At 66.1% G+C, this 19,814-nt stretch carries 12 protein-coding genes; 9 read left to right on the top strand and 3 right to left on the bottom strand.

The features are described from left to right. The 7 genes from EDC25_RS09405 to EDC25_RS09375 all read left to right on the top strand — a co-directional run. Nucleotides 1-228: transposase domain-containing protein (locus tag EDC25_RS09405; protein WP_132577441.1), on the top strand; the 228-nt coding region annotated here is incomplete at its 5' end. 212 nt (nt 229-440) lie between these two features. Further along, the gene (gene dcm / locus EDC25_RS09400) at nt 441-1,685 is read left to right on the top strand and encodes a DNA (cytosine-5-)-methyltransferase (protein WP_123523060.1); all 1,245 of its coding nucleotides are present in this window, start codon (nt 441-443) and stop codon (nt 1,683-1,685) included. After that, nucleotides 1,685-2,119, top strand: coding sequence for a very short patch repair endonuclease (locus EDC25_RS09395; RefSeq protein ID WP_123523059.1), 435 nt, complete (start codon nt 1,685-1,687; stop codon nt 2,117-2,119). The genes dcm and EDC25_RS09395 overlap by 1 nt, the downstream gene beginning before the upstream one ends. 14 nt (nt 2,120-2,133) lie before the next feature. Continuing rightward, nucleotides 2,134-3,522 (top strand): type II restriction endonuclease, encoded by a 1,389-nt coding sequence (locus EDC25_RS09390; RefSeq protein ID WP_132577440.1) that lies wholly within the window; start codon nt 2,134-2,136, stop codon nt 3,520-3,522. Beyond that, nucleotides 3,519-5,423, top strand: coding sequence for a hypothetical protein (locus tag EDC25_RS09385; RefSeq protein WP_123523057.1), 1,905 nt, complete (start codon nt 3,519-3,521; stop codon nt 5,421-5,423). Before EDC25_RS09390 ends, EDC25_RS09385 begins: the two co-directional genes overlap by 4 nt. After that, the gene (locus EDC25_RS09380) at nt 5,413-6,243 is read left to right on the top strand and encodes a hypothetical protein (protein WP_123523056.1); all 831 of its coding nucleotides are present in this window, start codon (nt 5,413-5,415) and stop codon (nt 6,241-6,243) included. The genes EDC25_RS09385 and EDC25_RS09380 overlap by 11 nt, the downstream gene beginning before the upstream one ends. Then, nucleotides 6,240-6,956 carry a DUF6339 family protein gene (locus EDC25_RS09375; protein WP_123523055.1) on the top strand — a complete coding sequence of 239 codons (717 nt, stop codon included), beginning with the start codon at nt 6,240-6,242 and terminating at the stop codon, nt 6,954-6,956. The genes EDC25_RS09380 and EDC25_RS09375 overlap by 4 nt, the downstream gene beginning before the upstream one ends. 283 nt (nt 6,957-7,239) lie before the next feature. Here EDC25_RS09375 and EDC25_RS09370 read toward each other — a convergent pair whose 3' ends face one another. Continuing rightward, nucleotides 7,240-10,806, bottom strand: a complete 3,567-nt coding sequence (locus EDC25_RS09370) for a methylmalonyl-CoA mutase family protein (protein ID WP_123523066.1) — start codon at nt 10,804-10,806, stop codon at nt 7,240-7,242. Between the two features lie 845 nt (nt 10,807-11,651). On the opposite strand from EDC25_RS09370, the gene EDC25_RS09365 reads away from it, so the two are divergent. Beyond that, complete coding sequence (locus tag EDC25_RS09365) at nt 11,652-11,837, top strand: hypothetical protein (protein WP_132577439.1); 186 nt, start codon at nt 11,652-11,654, stop codon at nt 11,835-11,837. A gap of 284 nt (nt 11,838-12,121) precedes the next feature. Here EDC25_RS09365 and EDC25_RS09360 read toward each other — a convergent pair whose 3' ends face one another. Then, on the bottom strand, nt 12,122-14,974 hold the full coding sequence (locus tag EDC25_RS09360) for a serine/threonine-protein kinase (RefSeq protein WP_164484189.1): 2,853 nt from the start codon (nt 14,972-14,974) through the stop codon (nt 12,122-12,124). A 232-nt stretch (nt 14,975-15,206) separates the two neighbouring features. On the opposite strand from EDC25_RS09360, the gene EDC25_RS09355 reads away from it, so the two are divergent. After that, on the top strand, nt 15,207-16,319 hold the full coding sequence (locus EDC25_RS09355; RefSeq protein ID WP_123523053.1) for a choice-of-anchor Q domain-containing protein: 1,113 nt from the start codon (nt 15,207-15,209) through the stop codon (nt 16,317-16,319). 625 nt (nt 16,320-16,944) lie between these two features. Here the strand turns inward: EDC25_RS09355 and EDC25_RS09350 are convergent. Next, complete coding sequence (locus tag EDC25_RS09350; RefSeq protein ID WP_164484188.1) at nt 16,945-19,779, bottom strand: serine/threonine-protein kinase; 2,835 nt, start codon at nt 19,777-19,779, stop codon at nt 16,945-16,947. Nucleotides 19,780-19,814 lie beyond the last annotated feature (35 nt).

Below are 19,814 nucleotides of genomic sequence, written 5' to 3'. Positions count from 1 at the left end.
AACAACGCGGCCGAGAACGCCATCCGGCCCGTCGCGTTGGGCCGCAAGAACTGGCTGTTCGCCGGCTCAGAGCAAGCCGGCTGCCGGGCCGCAGCAATCATGAGCCTGCTGGCCACCGCCAAGGCCAACGGCATCGACCCGCATGCCTGGCTCACCGACACCCTCACGCGTCTGCCCACCACGCTCGATCGCGACATCGACTCGCTGCTGCCGCTGCGACAACACTGATCGATTCGCCGCAACAAGGTGTCACCGCCGGACGCTTACGCTCCTCTGCTCAACTCCCGGTTTACGAAGGGCGGCTGGGAAGAGGCACTTTCAATGGACTTCGCTCACCCATGGTCGCAGGCCGTGAGACGGGATCCGGATTTGTTGCCCTGCCCCTCTTCCACCACGGGACGTTTACGGACAGAATGTCCGCAAAATTCCCGGAGATCGCAATGGAAGTCTACGAGCTGCTCGAAAGGGCCCTCAAGCAATTAAGTCACAAGGAAGTCGGTCTCGCACTGGGAGTTGATCCCAAGACCGTCCGCCGCTGGCAGATCCGCGAAACGGAACCCAAACCCTATATTGCCGATGCCATCCGCCAGCGACTTCTTCCGCTGGGCGAGCCGAACCCCGAGCCAGGCAGATTCAGCTTCATCGATCTGTTTGCCGGCATCGGTGGCATCCGCACAGCTTTCGAGCAGCAGGGTGGACGCTGCGTGTTCACCAGCGAGTGGGACCCCTACGCACGCAAGACCTATGCTGCCAACTTCCATGACGGCCGCGACCACGTCTTCGCCAGTGACATCACCCAGGTCCACGAGGATGATGTGCCGGACCATGACATCCTGCTGGCAGGCTTCCCGTGCCAGCCGTTCTCTATCGCCGGCGTCTCCAAGAAGAATGCGCTTGGCCGGCCGCACGGCTTCGCCGACAAGACCCAAGGCACTCTCTTCTTCGATGTCTCCCGCATCATCGCGAGAAAGAAGCCCCGCGCCTTCTTGCTGGAAAACGTGAAGAACCTGGTCAGTCACGACAAGGGACGCACCTTTGCGACCATCATCGATGTGCTGCAGAACGAGCTTGGCTACCAGGTCTACCACCGTGTGATCAACGGCAAGCATTTCGTACCGCAGCACCGCGAGCGCATCATCATCGTGGGCTTCCGTGACCCGGTGGATTTCACCTGGGACGGACTGAAGCTGCCTCCCTTCGAAAATGCCCCGAAAATCGGCAGCATTCTGCACCGCGAGGATGGCACCGAACCCGCCGACTGGCCGTACATTGGTGGCACGAAAGGCAAGGTGCTGGACAAGTACATCCTGTCCGACAAACTGTGGGACTACCTGCAGAACTATGCGGCCAAGCACCGCGAGAAAGGCAATGGCTTTGGCTTCGGTCTGGTGACGCCCAAAGACACCGCCCGCACCCTCTCCGCCCGCTACTACAAGGACGGCTCGGAAATCCTGGTGTCCCGCGGGTCCAGGAAGAACCCGCGTCGTCTGACCCCCCGCGAGTGCGCCCGCGTAATGGGCTTCAGTGACGACTTCCGGATCCCGGTGTCCGATACCCGTGCCTACAAGCAGTTCGGCAACTCTGTGGTGGTACCCGTGATTGCCGAGGTTGCCCGGATCATGGTGCCGCACCTGCTGGAGGAGAAGAAGAGCACGCCCGCAAAGCGGTCCCGCAAAGCCGCCTGATGGCCGACATCATCAGCCCGGAGCGCCGTTCCGCGCTGATGTCGCGGATCCGGGGTAAGGACACCCGAATCGAGCTGGAGGTCCGGCGCGGCCTCCACGCTCTTGGCTTCCGTTACCGGCTTGCGGGAGCCGGCCTGCCGGGGCGCCCGGACCTTGTTCTGCCGAAGTACCGGACAGTAGTGTTTGTCCATGGCTGCTTCTGGCACCAGCACCACTGCCACCTTTTCCGGCTGCCCAAGACCCGGACGGAGTTCTGGAAGACCAAGGTTGATGCGAACCGCGCCCGGGATCTGAGGTCGGAGGCTCAGCTGAGGGAGCTGGGCTGGCATGTGGAGACAGTGTGGGAATGCCAGCTCCGGGGCCTCTCGACGGAAGCGATGAGAGACGTCATTATCTGTATCGCGGAACGCATTCGTGCTAGGGGGAGCGGGTGAGGAAGCAGGTCGAAATGGAATTCGGCGAGATCGGGGGCGCCGAAACCGCGGCGGACGGATCTCCGCTGTGGTGGAAGATCCAGAGCCTTGCAGGCCAGAGCGACGAGCTGTTCGTCAAGAAGCTTGCACAGAATGATACGTCGTGGGCCGAGCCCGAGAAGGGGAGCAATCAAGCAGGCTACTACGTACCCCGTCCAATCAGGGAAGCGGGCTTCTTTCCGACGCTGCTCGCCGATAATCCGGCCAAGCCGCACATCTTCCACGCCGAGATCCCGGTGCTCTGGCCACAGACGGGAGAAGTCACGCAATCCCAACTGCGGCATTTCAGCAACAAGGGGTCCGAGGCGCACTGCACCTGCGTCCCGAGGACGCTGTTCCGCGGACTCACCCCCGCTTCGCTGCTGCTCGCGGGACGCTTCTCTGCGCCGCTCGCCGGGTGTCGCTGGTGGATGGTGACGCTTGACTCTTCCGGCGAAGAGGCCGAGATCCTGGAAACGGTCCTGGATCTTCCGGTCGATTTTCACTATGCCCTGTTTCGCGCGGATGCCATCACAAAGGCTAGGCAAGCTGAGCACGACGAGCTCGAGGAGCTTATTGCAGAGTTCAGAACGGCAATAAGGAGCGGTACTCTGGCGGACGTGGTGGCACGGTACGCTGTGTTGCCGGACCCGGCGACAATTGCCCGACAGGCCCGAAACCAGTGGCTCAGGACCAAGGGACTGGACTCATTCGACCCATGGGAAATCGATGCGCCCGGCGATGCGATTATGGAGATCAGCCGCGAGATCGAGTACCGGTTCTACAGGCGCCATGAACTGAGAAGACGAGCTTCCGAGCTATTGGCGCTGCTCTCTGGCGGCGACGACCTTCCTTCCGCTCTTGTGAGACGGTACCCGGAAATCGATTCGGTCCTGTTGAGCGCCAGTCAGCAGCGGAAGAGCCGAGCTGGCAGGTCGTTTGAACAGCACATCGCCGCCGCCCTCGACGCCGGGCATATCCGGTACGAGGAGCAAGTTGTAACGGGTGGCCGCCGACCCGACTTCGTGATGCCGGACTGCCGTACCCTTCGCCGGAAGCGCCGGTCTCATGACGACGCTCTTGTACTTGCGGCCAAGACCACTCTTCGGGAACGGTGGAAACAAGTCAGCAGCGAGCGCCTCAACTGCGACGTCTACTTGGCCACAGTCGACGACCGCGTGGCTGCCACTTCAATTACGGAGATGGCTGACGCGGGAATCAAGCTGGTCGTGCCGGAATCACTGAGGGAGAGCGGCGAGACGGTCTACGCCGACCAGCCGAACGTTCTGACGTTCAGGCAGTTCTTCGACAGCGAGATAAGGGACCGGCGGCCACAACTGATCAGGCTCACCGACACAGATTCTGGAACTAGGGGAAACGCATGACGCTGGAGTGGCGATTCCTGACTAATGAGGGACAGGAAGAGGAAGGCCTTGGACACGCGGGGATCGAAACGTTCAAGGGATCGCCTTTCCCCGGGCTGGCCCGGGAGAGCGCCCAGAACAGTCTTGACGCCTCCCTGAAGGGCGACGATGGCGGACATCTGCCCATCCAGATGGTGTTCCGCCAGATGTCGGTTCCTCGTGATTCGATTCCAGTGGTGGACGCTCTGCAGCAGGCACTTGACGCCTGCCTCGAGCGCTCCAAGAGCCGGCGCATCCGCAAGGACACGCAGTTCTTCGAGCTGGCCTGTGCGGCAATCCGGAAGCCGGCCATCAGCATCCTCGCGGTGGAAGACTACGGGACGACAGGACTCCTTGGGCCGTCCATTCCCGGCACCCCCTTCCATGCACTGGTGAAAGGCTCCGGCGTCAGCCAGAAGAGCAGTTCGGATGCCGGCGGCTCGTTCGGCATCGGCAAGAACGCCGCATTCGCGGTATCCCAGTTCCGGACCGTATTCTACTCCACCCTGTATAGCGATGGCCCCTCGCAACAATTCCTTGCCCAGGGTAAAGCGATCCTCGTCTCCCATACCGACTCCGCGGGGGCGGAGAAACGAGGAATCGGCTACTGCGGGCAAACGGGCTTCCACCCTGTCTCTCATGCCGCGGAGTTGCCTGACTGGCTGCACCGGACTCAAACCGGGACCACGGTCGCGTCCCTCGGCTTCTTGAACGAGGACGGCTGGGAATGGCAGATGACAGAGTCGCTGGTCCGTAACTTCTTCGCGGCCATTCTCGAAGGCTCCGTCTCCTTCAGCGTTGTCCCTGAAGACGGAGATCCGATCAAGATCGACCAGTCCACTCTGGGCGCGCTCTTCAAGCATGACAGGGTGCTGAAGGCTGCGGAGGAGACAGGCGCATCTGCCGACCTCGCTTTCGCCGCGGCACTCTACCAAGCCCTGGTTTCACCCGAAACGCGGACATTCGAGCAGCAGTTCGACGGTGTCGGTGTTTTCAGGTTTCGTCTTCTGGAAGGCGCCGGACTGCCTCGCAAGATCGGCTTTCTCCGCAACGGGATGTATCTCACGGACAACCTCCGACATTTCGGGCACCCTCTCGCGCGATTCAGCCTTTCGCGGGACTTCGTGGGTGTGGTGGAGCCCGTCGATATCAGGACCAGCGGCCGAGTCCGCGACCTGGAGAATCCGCGCCACGACGAGCTCTCCGCGGACCGGCTGGACGACTCCCGGGAAAAGCGACAGGTCCGCGCAGGAATGAGGAAGCTGGGCGCTTGGATCCGCGAGATCATCAAGCAAGAAACCTCGACACCTCCCGAGGCGGAAATGCTGCTCGACGAAATGAACCGCTTCTTCTCAACTCCGGAGTCGGGGAAGGACATTCCGGACCCGGCAAACAGCCAGACCAATCCCGAGCGCACCAGGATCAAGCCGAAGTCCACCACGTCCCACCCAAGCGGAGCTGGTCCCGAGGGCGAAAGCGGATCGGCTGGAGGGCGTAAGGCGACAGGCGCGGGGAGTGGCCGCACATCAGGCACCCGCTCGGGACGTGGCCGGGGTCTACTGGGCGGACGCGGCGGCAGGAACATCGCGTTCCGTTCATTGCGAACGCACCTGCCTGACGCCAAGCGGGCCGACACCCGAACCATCAGCCTCGAGCCGGAGGAGTCGGGGATGGCGCGGCTGGAAGTGCTTCTGATCGGTGCCGCCAGCGACGAACCGCTGGACGTGATCTCGATCGACGGCCACGGATGCACCAAGACACCTTCAATCCAGCTCGAGCGGGGACAGAGGAAGACCGTTACCGTTGAATTCTCGGAGCCCTATACGGGCCCCATCCGTGTCGTGCTTTCGAGGGTTGAAGAGGAGTCCGCCAATGCTGATTAGGCCGACCACCGCGTTCGCCCATCCTGTCCTCTCCCCCTATACAGACGACTACGGAGACCGGATCTTCGATATCTCGTTGCAGATCGAGGAAGCGCCAGAGGCCGGCGAAGTCGTCCTCAGCGGCCACTACGTTCTGGACGATGCGGGAGTAGCGGAACTCATCCAGAGCAGCCAAGCAACTGTCGGGATCGTGGTTGAATCCCTCGAGACCTACTTCCAGACATTCGTACCGCTTTCCGGAACAGCCTTTACTCTCGAGTTCAAACGGGGCGAACTGCGCGGTCGGGTGGCGATCCAGGCAATCGTCGCGGCAGCACAGGACGGCGCGGCCCTCCGCTCACCCCATATAGCGCCCGACTATCCAGACCATACAAGAGCTCTGCAGGCAGGGCATGTTGTCGCCGCCAGCAGGATCCACTGGTTCGAGGCCGGTCTGGACAAGCTGCTCCCGATGGAGTCCGTCTTCCGCCTGATCGCCAATGACGAGATGGAGCCCGGAATGTTCCAGATCGGACTCGACACCGAGGCCATCCAGATCGAGGTGAACCGCAAGCTCTACGACACCATCTACGGCATTCGTGGCAGCAGCATTCGCGACATTCTTCTGCCGTCGCTGTTCCTACCGGCGGTGATGAACGCACTTGACGCGATGCGGACATCAGGGAGCGAGGGGCTCCGCTGGCATCGGGTGATTGAAGCCCGATGCAGGAATGAAGGCATCACGATTGATGCCAACACCGACCTCGCGTGGGCCGCACAGCGCCTCCTCGAGGGCCCTCTCGGCCTGCTGGCCACCCTGTTCAACGAGGAAGACAAATGAGCAAGTTGCTCTACGTCGGTCAACAGACCGCGGATCTCCTTTCGGACAACATCGAAGAACATCTGAACCGGTACTTGGAATCCGGTTTTGAAGATCTGGAGTCCAGCGGGGACTGGCGCATCCCGCTCTCGATCGAGGCCGACCTCAAACCGCTCGAAGAGCTGATCCCCGACAAGGGTCCTGATGCCGAAGTCAAGAACTCGATGCTGGTCGGTCTCACACTGGCCTCGCTGACGCCGAGCCTCGCGCGGGAGAACAGAATCTGGATCCGCTTGAGTCACATCGAGGGGATTGCCTACGCGCGTGAACGCTGGCTTCGTAACGTTCCACAAGAGAGGATGGCCCAAGCCGTCCGGACCCACTTCTTCGCATCGACCTGGACTCAATGCCGGGACGACCACGCGATCTCCCGGCTGTGGTGGAACCATCACATCGCCGCTGCAATCCAACCTGATGATCCCGAGCAGGCACTGCGACTGATTCTTTCGAGGGCGGACATCCGCTCGAACCTGGTCGAGCGTGCCCGAGTCGGAACGAGGCTTCCCTTGGCGAAGGCCATTGTGAAGCGCCTTGAACGTGATGCGCAGCTGGCAGCTTCGGAGTCGGCATTCCGCAACTTCATGAAGGCCTTGAACATTCGTGCCGCGGGTGCCCAGCTTGAGATGTGGGACGAAGAACGCATGGACAGATTCATCGAACAGTGTGCCGAGTGATTGGAGCCGGGTGAAACTCAACACGCGCGGCAGCTTCAACGAGCATGGTGAACCTGTTCTCGATCCGAAGACGGTCACCGGTCGTGGAGCGCCAGAAGTGGGTCATGCCATCTCCTGACCCATTCGCCAGGTCCCGTCGCCCTCACCGCCGACGCGCGACGATTTCCGCCACACCGGCAGCGAACCGGGAGCGATGTCGTACACCGTCGAGAAGCCCGACAGTCGCTCAGCGTATCCGCGGGCACGTCTGTGTCCACGTCCACGCATCTACGCAGCATCTCTGTCACATATTCCTGCGGTACTCTCCACCGACGTCGTACAGGGCGTGGCTGATCTGGCCTAGGCTATGAGTCTTGACCGCTTCGACCAGCGCCTCGAACACGTTGCGGCGTTCGCGGGCGGTGCGCTGCAGGTAGGCCAAGCCGTGGCCGTCGTGCGGCTCAGGCTCGGCGTGTTCCTCCAGGGCGGCGTGGCTGTGGTCGGTCTCGCCCTCCGGGGCCAAGCCGTTGCGGTTGGCCTGCCAGGCACGGACGTTGGCGATCTGCTGGGCCTTCTCGGCCTCGGTGGATCGGATCAGCTCGATCTCGGTGGCCACTTCGCCGGCGTGTTCCTTGGGCAGGAAGGTGTTGACGCCGACCAGGGGCAGGCTGCCGTCGTGCTTGCGGTGCTCGTAGTACAGGCTCTCTTCCTGGATCTTGCCGCGCTGGTACATGGTGTCCATGGCGCCGAGCACGCCGCCGCGCTCGCTGATGGCCTCGAACTCCTTGTAGACCGCCTCCTCCACCAGGTCGGTCAGGTACTCCACCGCGAAGCTCCCCTGCCAGGGGTTCTCGATGAAGTTCAGGCCCAGCTCCTTGTTGATGATCATCTGGATGGCCACGGCGCGGCGCACGCTCTCTTCGGTGGGCGTGGTGATGGCCTCGTCGTAGGCGTTGGTGTGCAGGCTGTTGCAGTTGTCGAACAGGGCGTACAGGGCCTGCAGCGTGGTGCGGATGTCGTTGAACTGGATCTCCTGCGCGTGCAGGGACCGGCCGGAGGTCTGGATGTGGTACTTCATCATCTGCGACCGTTCGTTGGCGCCGTAGCGCTCGCGCATGGCGCGGGCCCAGATGCGCCGGGCGACGCGGCCGATGACGGTGTACTCCGGGTCCATGCCGTTGCTGAAGAAGAAGCTCAGGTTCGGCGCGAAGTCGTCGATGTGCATGCCCCGGGCGAGGTAGTACTCGACGATGGTGAAGCCGTTGCTGAGGGTGAAGGCGAGCTGGCTGATCGGATTCGCGCCGGCCTCGGCGATGTGGTAGCCGGAGATGGAGACCGAGTAGAAGTTGCGGACCTGGTGCTCGACGAAGTACTGCTGGATGTCGCCCATCATGCGCAGGGCGAACTCGGTGCTGAAAATGCAGGTGTTCTGGGCCTGGTCTTCCTTGAGGATGTCGGCCTGCACGGTGCCGCGCACGGTGCGCAGGGTCTGTGCCTTGATCTTCTCGTAGGTCTCGCGGTCCACCAGCTGGTCGCCGGTGACGCCCAGCAGGCCCAGGCCGAGGCCGTCGTTCCCCGGCGGCAGGTCGCCGTGGTAGCGCGGGCGCTGGCGGCCATCGAAGAAGGCGTCCATTTTCCGCTGCGCCTCGGCCCAGCGGTCCGGGTCGGCCTTGAGGTACTTCTCCACCTGCTGGTCGATGGCGGTGTTCATGAACAGCGCCAGGATGATCGGCGCCGGGCCGTTGATGGTCATCGACACGCTGGTGGTCGGCGCGCACAGGTCGAAGCCGGAATACAGCTTCTTCATGTCGTCCAGCGTCGGGATGTTGACGCCGGAGTTGCCGATCTTGCCGTAGATGTCCGGGCGCGGCGCCGGGTCCTCGCCGTACAGCGTGACGCTGTCGAAGGCGGTGGACAGACGCGCTGCCGGCTGGCCCAGGCTGAGGTAGTGGAAGCGCCGGTTGGTGCGCTCCGGGGTGCCCTCGCCGGCGAACATGCGGATGGGATCTTCGCCGGTGCGGCGATAGGGATAGACGCCGCCGGTGTAGGGGTAATAGCCGGGCAGGTTTTCCTTGCCCAGGAAGGTGAGCAGCTCGCCCCAGCTCTTGTACTTCGGCGCGGCGATCTTGGGGATCTTCTGGTGGCTGAGCGATTCGCGGTAGTTCTCGACGCGGATGGCCTTGCCGCGCACCTGGTATTCGTTGATGTCGTCGGTGATCGACTTCAGGCGCGCCGGCCATTCGCGCAGGTTGCGCAGGTTCTCGCTGGTCAGCGCCTGCACGGCATCGTTGTAGCGCTGGCGCAGGGTGGACAGGGAACGGTCGCCCTCGACATGCAGGTCGGCGGCCTCATACAGGTCCAGCGCCTTGGGCAGCTTCGGGTCGCCCAGTTCCTGCAGCGCCTGCCAGAAGGACTGGGCGCGGTCGGCGGCTTCGGCCTGGCGTTCGATCTGCGCGTTGATCGACCTGCCCTGCTCGGCGATCTCGGCCAGGTAGCGCACGCGGCTGCCGGGAATCAGCACGGTGGCGCGCGGTTCCTTCAGCGAGGTGTCGATCACCGGCTCGAAGCTGCAGCGTTCGCCGGCAGCCGTCGGCACCTTCTCGCGCAGCAGGCGGCACAGGTTGGCGAACATCCAGCTGATGCCGGGATCATTGAACTGGCTGGCGATGGTGGGATAGACCGGCACGTCCTCGTCGGCGACCTTGAAGGCCACGCGGTTGCGCTTCCACTGCTTGCGCACGTCGCGCAGGGCGTCCTCGGCGCCGCGCTTGTCGTACTTGTTGAGCACGATCAGCTCGGCGTAGTCGATCATGTCGATCTTTTCCAGCTGGCTGGCGGCGCCGTAGTCGCTGGTCATGACGTACATGGGGAAATCGACCAGGTCGACGATTTCCGAGTCGGACTGGCCGATGCCGGCCGTCTCGACGATCACCAGGTCATAGCCCAGGCCCTTGAGGAAGGCGATGCAGTCGGTGAGCACGGCGTTGGTGGCGACGTTCTGCCGGCGCGTGGCCATGGAGCGCATGTAGACGCGGTGGCTGCGCAGCGAATTCATGCGGATGCGGTCACCCAGCAGCGCGCCACCGGTGCGGCGGCGGGTGGGATCGACCGAGATCACCGCGATGCGCATCTGCGGGAAGTGTGCGAGGAAGCGGTTGAGCAGTTCATCGGTCACCGACGACTTGCCGGCGCCGCCGGTGCCGGTGATGCCGATGACCGGCGCGCCCTGGCCGCGGGCGTCCTGACCGGCCGAACCGCCCCACTGGCGGCGAAGCATGGCCAGCTCGGACTCCGAATACACGCCGTCCTCGATGGCGGACAGGATGCGGCCGATGGCGATCTCGTCGTCCAGTGGCGGCAGCGTTCCCGCCCTGGCGTTGTCGGCGGCCGAGCCCACGCCGGCGGCATCGCGGGCGGCGCCGACGCGGCGCATGACGTCCTCGATCATTTCCACCAGGCCCAGCTTCATGCCGTCGTTGGGGTGGTAGATGCGCTCGACGCCGTAGCCTTCCAGCTCACGGATTTCTTCCGGCGTGATCGTGCCGCCGCCGCCGCCGACGACGCGGATGTGGCCGGCGCCGCGCTCGCGCAGCATGTCGACCATGTACTTGAAGTATTCGACATGGCCGCCCTGGTAGCTGGACAGCGCGATGCCGTCGGCATCCTCCTGCAGCGCCGCGCGCACGACGTCTTCGACCGAGCGGTTGTGGCCGAGATGGATGACTTCGGCGCCCTGCGACTGGATCAGCCGGCGCATGATGTTGATGGCCGCGTCGTGGCCGTCGAAGAGGCTGGCGGCGGTGACGAAACGCAGCGGCGTGGTTTCCGTCTGCGTCTGGGTGGCGGTGGCCTGGCTGGCGGGAAGACTCATGTAGCGCTCCGTGCACGGTTCTATCGGGCTGACCGCCGATTGTAGCCCGCAATTTCGCAGGCCAAGCACGACGGCGGACCATGTGGCCGCGCAGGGAGCGGCCGGCATGCGCTGTTCGGCGGCCAGGACCTGAAACCAGGTCGTGCGGCCGATCAAAACCGGGGACTTCAGTGCATGGCGCACTCCATCTCGCGGAAAGCCCAGGTCCTTGCGGTGCGGTTGTCCCGACTCGAGCCGACGGACGGACCCCGCCTTGGCCGGACCAGGTGGATCCGGACGCTGACATCGCTGCGTCCCTGCAATGCGCGGTTGGGCGGCCGCCTTCGTCTTGGGCGTTTTCGCGCTGGATTGCGCGTGCAGGTTATTGGGGCAGAGCGATGGATGAGCCTGCGCTCCGTGTGGGCAAACTTCCATGCGGCGCGGCTTGTCTTGGGCGACCGCGGGCTGGCCGGTTTGCCCACTGACGCGGTTCGCCTCCTCGCTGGACCGGGCGCCGTCGCGGCGGCGCGATCGAGAGCGTCCGCCTGCGACTCGAATCCGGAAATGTGCAAGTGCCTTGCGGCGGGCGGCGGGCTCGCGGCACGGTGTTGCCCTGAACGGTCGAAGTGTGCGTAGAGGTTCGGTGTCGGCCCTGGCAGCCGACTCGCGTAGGCGTCGCTGCAGGAAACGCGACGCAAGCGGCATTCGGTCCGCGTAGCCTGAATGTCGCTTTACCGCAGGGAATCGCAAACAATGGTGAATTCGTGATCGCATCCCCACATCCACGACCAATGGCCCATGGCGGCCCGCCGAATCCACCGCCACACTGGCCCTGCCGGCATGGCAGACGCACAGGAGACGATCCCATGAATCCAACACGGCCGAACGCGCAGCGTAGAGTCGCCGCCGTCCACGTCCAGGCCCAGTCGTTCCGCCATTACCGGATGCCGGCGCAGGCCCAGGCGCGCCCGATGACGCCGCTGGATCGCCTCGCACAGGCCCTCGGCCCCGCCGGCCAGCGCCTGCTGGCCTGGTTCGCGCCGCGCCGCTGAAGCACTCTTCAACCGGGGGCCACGACTCATGGCCTGCGTGGTGCCCGTAGGCACGGCTGGCTGGATCGAAGCCAGCGGCGGTTTGTTAGCGTTTGCCCAATTGTGTAACCGCACTTCCACGATGGCGACCTTCCGGTGAATCGGTGTTCCCGATCCCGGGATACTTGCTACACCTGCGCATTGGAGCGCGACGCTTTGCGTCGCTTCCGCTTCTTCCGCGAGTTCTGAAGGACGCGGTCCGGAAGCGAATCCGCATTCCTCGTCATCTCAGATCGCGATCAGAATCAATCGCGGCCAGAAGGCAATCCCGACCGATTGAGCTGCGCCAGCTCCTCAAGCTGCCGCTGGTCCGGATTCGGTAAACGCGCGATCAGTTCGCGCGCTTTCGCGGCATCGCGCAGATAGCGTTCATTGTCGCCGGCGATGAGCGCCAGCCTTGCGCTTTCGATATGGAGGTCGGCTGCGATCTTTTCGGTCGACGAGCCGGGCCGGAAATCGGCGATGACGCGATCGATGTTCGCGCGCGCCTCGGCGTGCAGGCCGGCGGCCAGCTGGCTGCGTGCGAAGTCGAAGCGCGCGTCGCTGGTGTTGGGATGGTCGCTGCCGTAGATGCGTTCCAGGGCCTCGACGTGGTGCTGGCCGAGCTGCAGTGCTTCCTCGAGGCGCCCCTGCTCGCGGCGGACGCGACCGAGAAGCCCGGCAGCGGAGGCCACCTCATAGCTGTCGACGCCGGTGATGTTAACCAGGCGCTCGCGGGCGGTCTCCAGCACCTCGCCGGCTTCGTCGCAGCGGCCCAGCGTGGCCAGCTCTTCGGCGCGACCGAGTTCGGCCAGCCAGGGAAAGGCGCTGTCCGCGCCGCCGGTACCGAGGAAAAGTCCGTGTGCCAGCTCGTAGGCATCGACCGCCTCCTGGTGACGGCGCTGCGCCGAGTACATCGCCGCGCGGAACATCTCCAGCTGCGCACGTTGCGCGGGCACCGAGGCGACGCAGGGCTCCGCTTCGTCGAAGGCCGCGGCCGCGCCCTCGAAGTCACCCATGCGGCGCAGGACATCGCCCTGCCGCAGCAGCGCCCCGCCTAGCATGGGATGGCCGCTGCCGAGCCGCTTGCGCGCGATGGCCACCGCGCGCGCGTAGAGCGCGGCCGCTTCCGGATAGTCCTGCCGGCTGCGGGTGATGGTGCCCAGGTTCGCCAGCGGCACGACCATGCGGGCATGTTCTTCGCCGAGGGAGCGCTCCACGCCGGCGATGACTTTGCGCCAGGTCGCCGCGGCATCATCGAGCTGGTCCAGGAACTCATGCATCGTGGCGATCATGCTGAGGACTTCCAGCGTTTCCGGGTGATCGGCGCCTCGAAGGTCCAGCATCGTCGCGTGCGCCTGTTTCGCCAGCCGCATTGCGTCCTCGCGGTCGCCGGTCATGGTGCCAAGTCGTGCCAGGAGCGTCTGCGTGCGCGCGGCGTCCAGTGAGTCCTGGCCCGATACACGGGTGATGGTGTCGAGTGCGGTCGTCAGCATCCGTCGGATATCGTCCGGATTGCCACGGCCGATCATCAAGCCACCCAGCGCCGACTTGACCCGGGCGGTCGCCAGCGCGTTTTCGCCGTCGAGGCGCCGGCGTTCCTCCAGCACCTGCGCCAGCACCTGTTCCGACAGCGCCGGATCGCCCAGCGCGGCCGGCAGCGTCCCCAGGTCGGCAAGCACGTCCAGGCGCAGGCGCGGGTCGTCGACCAGTTCGCGGCGGGCCCGTTCGATGCCTTCGGCGACCAGTTCGCCCGGCGTGCGCGCCTGCGCCTGCGCGCGGGCGACGGGATCCTGTTCGCGGAACAGTGACAGCACGAACTGCTTGACCAGTTCGGCGCGCTGCGCCTGCTGCCGCGCGCGATCGGCCTGCCACAGCGCGGTGCCGAAGCCGGCCAGCAGCGCCAGCAGCAGGCCGCTGGCGGCGGCGACGCCCCAGCGGTGCCGACGCACGAAGGTGCGCAGGCGATAGCTGCTGCTGTCGGGTCGCGCGGCGATGACGCGGCCGCTGCGCCAGCGCCGCAGGTCGTCGGCGAAGGCGGCGGCGGTCGCATAGCGGCGTTCCGGCACGCGCTGCAGCGCCTTCGCGACGATGACGTCGAGATCGCCCGACAGGCTGCGGCCCAGGCGCCTGCGGTCATGGCCCTCGCCGTAGAGCGCGGCGATCTCTGCCGGCGCCAGCCGTCCGACCACGGTGCTCGCGCGCTCCAGCGGCTGGTCGAGGTCCCCGGCAAGCAGCGCCGGATCGCGGGACTGGCGCCGGTGCGGCAGCCGGCCGGTGAACAGCTCGTAGGCGAGCACGCCGAGTGCATAGACGTCCGTGGCGGTGCCGACGGGTTCGCCGAGGATCTGTTCGGGTGCTGCATAGGCCGGGGACAGGACGCGAACGCCGGTCGCGGTGACCGTGTGGTCACCGGTGTCCTCCAGCAGCTTGGCGATGCCGAAGTCGAGCAGGTGCGGCGCGCCTTCGGCATCGACGAGGATGTTGCCCGGCTTGAGGTCGCGGTGAACGACCAGCTGCGCATGCGCATAGGCCACCGCATCGGCCACCTGCGCCAGAAGGTCGACGCGCTCGCCGAGCGCCAGCGCACGGCGGGCGGCCCAGCGCGTGATGGTCTCGCCGTCGACATGCTCCATCGCATACCACGGCCGGCCATCCAGGCTCATGCCGCCATCGAGCAGGCGGACGATGCTCGGATGGTTGAGCCGCGCGAGGATGCTGCGTTCCTGCAGGAACCTGCGCAGCACCGCCTGGGTATCGATGCCGCGCTTGAGCAGCTTGACTGCGACGCGCTGGCGGTATTCGCCATCGGCACGTTCGGCGAGCCAGACCTCGCCCATGCCGCCCTGCCCCAGCGGCTCGACCAGGCGGTAGGCACCCAGTCGCAGGCCGGCCGGTGTCTCCCAGGGCGCCAGTTCCGGGACGAGTTCATCCAGCGACTGGTCGAGCAGGCCTTCTGCGCGGTCATCGGCGACCAGCAGCGCGCGCACTTCAGCGGCCAGGTCCGGGTCTTCGGCCACCAGCTCGCGCAGGCGCGATTCGCGTCTGGCGGGCGCCAGCTCGGCCAGGTCGTCGAATTCGCGTGCGATCCGCTCCCAGCGCTGGCTGTCTCCACTCATTCCCTTCCGCTCCCGGTGCGAAGGCCTTCGCAAGTCGGCGTGACCGCGCATGAAGCCCGGTGCTGATCCTAGCCGGAACGCGGGCAATGGCGGCAGCGCCGCGGGGAAATCGCCCCGGCCGGAACTGGACGGATTGAATCCATCCGTCACGGAACGGAAGGTCGCGGTCACGACGACAGCCTTCCCCCGCCTTTTCCGTCTCCCTGTCTGTCCCCGTCCATCGAGACCCGGCATGAAGCACGCCCGCCTGATGCTCCGGCTTCTGCCGGCCCTGCCCTGCCTGTCTGTGCTGGCCGGCGGCGCCGGTGCCGCGGTGCATTGCGTCGGCACGCCGGCCGAGTTCCAGGCCGCGCTGACGGCAGCGGCCGCTTCGGCCGCGGATGACGAGATCCGGATGCGCGGCGGCCACTACCAGCACGGCCTCACGTTTGACTATTACGGGCAGCACGCGGACGGCCTGGAGATATCCGGCGGCTGGACCGCCGACGGCGGCGATGCCTGCGGCGCGCAGCTTCCGGACGCGCGGCTGACGCGGCTGGATGGCGGCAACGACCACCAGATCCTGCGCCTGCAGAACTTCGCCTTTGCACCGGCCGGCGATGCGGTGCGATTCAGCGTGTCCAACCTGCACTTCGACAGCGGCTTCAGCCAGGGCACATCGTATGGCGGGGCGCTCGGCATCTCGAACATGGGCGACCTGCCGGCGCAGATCCGGGTGGACAACGTCCTGTTCACACGCAATCGCGCCCTGTTCGGCGGTGCGCTGTACTTCTTTGCCGGGCGTGGAAGCATCCACGTCGGCGGCAGCGTGTTCGATGACAACCGCGCGCAGGACATGGCGCATGTCTATGGCATCGCTGGCGCCCATGCCGATACGCTGGTCGATGTCGTGAATTCGACGTTCGGTCGCGGCCGTTGCCTGCCGGATGGTGCGGGCGATCGCTGCAGCGTCCACCTCGACCTGTCCTCGCATGGACGCGTAGCGGTCGCCAATTCCCTGTTCTGGGACAACGGACTGCCTGACCTGGATGTCTCGGAGAACGCAAGCGTCCACGGCGAACCGGTGCGGATCGACAGCAGCCTGCTCACATATGACGGCAACACGGCAGGCGCCATGACCAACCTGCTGTCTGGCGATCCGCAGTTCGTCGCTGCCGGTGCGGGCGACTATGCCTTGCGCAGCACATCGCCGTTCATCGACCAGGGCAGCACTTCCCTGCCATCCGGCCTGCTGCCCGTCGACATGGTCGGACACGCGCGCGTACAGGGCGGCGGCATCGATCCGGGCGCGCTGGAGTACACGCCCGATGACCTGTTGTTCGCGAACGGCTTTGAAGTGGACTGAGCCCGCCACGTCCCCGCGGCCATCCACTGACGTGCCGGGTCTGCCGGGTTCTCGGCTGACGCGCGGGAGCCGCCGGGCTTTCATGTCGATGTTGTCGGCTTCGCGCGATTGGCTGCGTTCGCAATCAAATCGGAGGTACCCGGCTCACGCGCCTGTCACCTGCTGTCCGCCACCGGGCTCGGAATGGACTGCGTGGTCCGCCCCACACGGTGCCATCCACTCGCGCGGCTCGCCTTTCCTGTCGATGTTGTTGGCTTGGCGCGCTCGGGCTGCGTTCGCGATCAAATCGGAGGTGCCCGGCTTGCACGTCCGACCACCTGCTGTCCGCCAGCAGAATCAAACTTGACAGGGTGGTCCACACCCATCGGTGCCATCCGCGCGCGCCGCGGAGTTTCCGGTCGATGTTGCCGGCTACGCGGTGGGGCGCAACGTAACGGTCGCACCAGATGAGCGGTTGGAATGCGCGCCGTATGGCCTCCGGCTTGCCCTTTCAAATGGACGTGGAGGCCTGCTTCACGCGACGAGGCAGGCGCACAATCAGATCAAGTCGCTTCGTCGACGATGGCAGGTCGCCGCCAGCGCCTGTTCCTCGCACCCATGGAGCGAGGGGCTGGCGCGGCAGACTTCAGCGTGCCGCCGCCAGCTGGCGCGCCTCGGCCAGTAGCGATGGCTCCGGATCGCGCTGTTCACCGAGCAGGGCCAGCGCCGCCGCCGCATCACGCCGGGCGCGCGCCCGGTCGCCTTCGTCCACGGCAAGGCGCGCACTTTCCAGATGGATTTGCGGCGCCAGCGTGGCCGTCGAGGTGCCAGGCTGGATGTTCCGCAGGACGTCATCCAGCACTTCGCGCGCGTCTCCGGTTGCGCCGCTCGCGCGCAGGGTCAGCGCCAGGTCGAAGCGCGCGTCGCTGGTGTTCGCATGCGTGGGACCGTACAGCTTCGACACGATGTCGATATGGTGCCGACCCAGTCCCAGCGCTCCGGCATAACGCCCCTGCAGGCGCCGCAACCGGCTCAGGCGGCCGGCGGCCATGCCCGAGTCATAGCTGTCGCGGCCATTGAGCCGTTCCAGCTTGTCCAGCGCGAGCTCCAGATAGGTTGCCGCCGCGTCGAGATCGCCCGTCGTCATCAGCGCGACGCCGCGCTCCATCGCAGCCAGCCAGGTATAGGGACTGCCCTCGCCGGCGTGGGCGGTGAACAGGCGTTGTGACTCCGCATAGGCATCGGCGGCTTCCGCATGTCGCCGCTGCGCCACCTTCAGCGCGCCCCGGTTCATGTAAAGCTGCCCGAGTTGCGCACCGGCGTCCGCCAGGCACTGTTCCCCCTCTTCCAGGGCAGCTTCCGCACCCTCGAAGTCGCCCATGCGTCGCAGGACATCACCCTGTCGGGTCAGGATGGTGCCGAGCAGCGGATGGCGCCCGCCGAGATGCCGGCGCGCCAGAGACACGCCGCGCGCGAAGTAGGCTGCCGATTCGGGATATTTCTGCAGGCTGCGCGTGATGGTGCCGAGATTGGCCAGCGGAACGGTCAGGCGCGCGTGATCCTCGCCCAGCGTGCGCTCGAAGCCTTCGAGCACCTTCCGCCAGGTGTCCTCGGCTTCCTGGCAGCGGTCGTTCTGCTCCAGCGTGGTTCCCAGCAGGCCCAGCAGTTCCAGCGTCGCGATATGGCCCGGCCCGCGCCGCGCCTGCATCGTCGCATGCGCGGAGCGCGCCATGTCGAGAGCGCGGGCACGCTCTCCCACGACCACGTAGGCGCGCGCCAGGCGTCCGCGCGCGTGCGCGGCCTCCTCCGAATCCGGCCCCAGCTCCCGGGCGATGACCGCCGCGGCATGCTCCAGCAAGGCGAGCGCCTCCCCGGGTTCGCCGCGTGACAGCACCACCGAACCGAGTTCGACTTCGACGCGCGCCGTGGCCAGCGCATCGGATCCTTCGCCGTGACGGCGCTGCTCGACGACCTGGCGCAGCACTTCTTCGGACAGCGCCGGGTCGCCGAGGGCGGCGGGCAAGGCGCCAAGGTCGGCGAGCACGTCCAGGCGCAGGCGCGGATCGCTGGACAGTTCCCGGCGCGCACGCTCGATGCCTTCGACGATCAGGTCGCGTGGCGAGCGCGCCTGCGCCTGTGCGCGCGCCACCGGATCCTGTTCCCGGAACAGCGACAGCACGAACTGCTTGACCAGCTCGGCACGCTGCGCCTGCTGGCGCGCCCGGCCGGCCTGCCACAACGCCGCGCTGAAGCCGGCGATCAGGATGACCAGCAGAGCGGTCGCCGCCGCCACGCCCCAGCGATGGCGCCGCACGAAACTGCGCAGGCGATAGCCGCGACGGTCCGGGCGGGCCGCGACGACGCGACCCGTCCGCCAGCGACGCAGGTCGTCGGCGAATGACGACACCGTGGCGTAGCGACGCTCCGGTTCGCGTTGCAATGCCTTGGCGAGGACCACGTCGAGATCGCCGGCGATCCGGCGCGACAGTCGCTGCGCGTCGGCAGACTCGCCGTACAGGACGCGTGCCTGTCCAGCGCCGGCCCGCGCGAGCACGCTGCTGGCGCGCTCCGGCGGCTGCGCCAGGGTATGCGCGAGCAGTGCCGGATCGCGTGACTGCCTCCGGTGTGGCAACTGGCCGGTCAGCAGCTGGAACGCGACCACGCCCAGCGCATAGACATCGGTGGCAGTGCCGACCGGCTCGCCGAGGATCTGCTCCGGCGCCGCATAGGCCGGCGACAGCAGGCGCATCGCCGTGGCGGTAACGGTGAAGTCGCCGGTGTCCTCCAGCAGTTTCGCGATGCCGAAATCCAGCAGATGCGTCGCGCCGTCGCTGTCCACGATGATGTTGCCGGGCTTGAGGTCGCGATGGACGACCAGTTGCGCGTGCGCGTAGGCGACGGCATCGGCGACCTGGACCAGCAGGTCGACGCGTTCGGCGACAGACAACGCGCGCCGCGATGCGAGTTCGACGATGCCCTCGCCTTCGACATGGTCCATCGCATACCAGGGCCGGCCGTCCAGGCTCATGCCGCCGTCGAGCAGGCGGACGATGCCGGGATGGTTGAGGCGCGCGAGGATGCTGCGTTCCTGCAGGAAACGGCGCAGCACCGCCTGGGTGTCGATGCCGCGCTTGAGCAGCTTGATGGCGACATGCTGGTGGTATTCGCCATCGGCGCGCTCGGCAAGCCAGACCTCGCCCATGCCGCCCTCGCCCAACGGACGCACCAGGCGATAGGCGCCCAGGCGCAGGCCGACCGGCGTTTCCCAGGCGGAGATCTCCGGCACCAGGTCGCCGAGCGAATGTTCGAGCAGGCCCTCGGCGCGGTCATCGGCAGCGAGCATGGCGCGCACTTCAGCGGCCAGCGCGGGATCTTCGCTGTCCAGGGCACGCAGTCGCGGCTCGCGTTCGGCGGCTGCAAGTTCGACCAGTTCGTCGAACAGATCGGCGGCGCGCGCCCAACGACTCAGTTCATCGGCCACGGCGCACGTCCCGGTTTCCGGTCGTCCATCCTGCT

The sequence above is a fragment of the Pseudofulvimonas gallinarii genome, assembly GCF_004343305.1.
GTDB lineage: Bacteria > Pseudomonadota > Gammaproteobacteria > Xanthomonadales > UBA2363 > Pseudofulvimonas > Pseudofulvimonas gallinarii.
This window is presented reverse-complemented; position numbering and strand designations above follow the sequence as displayed.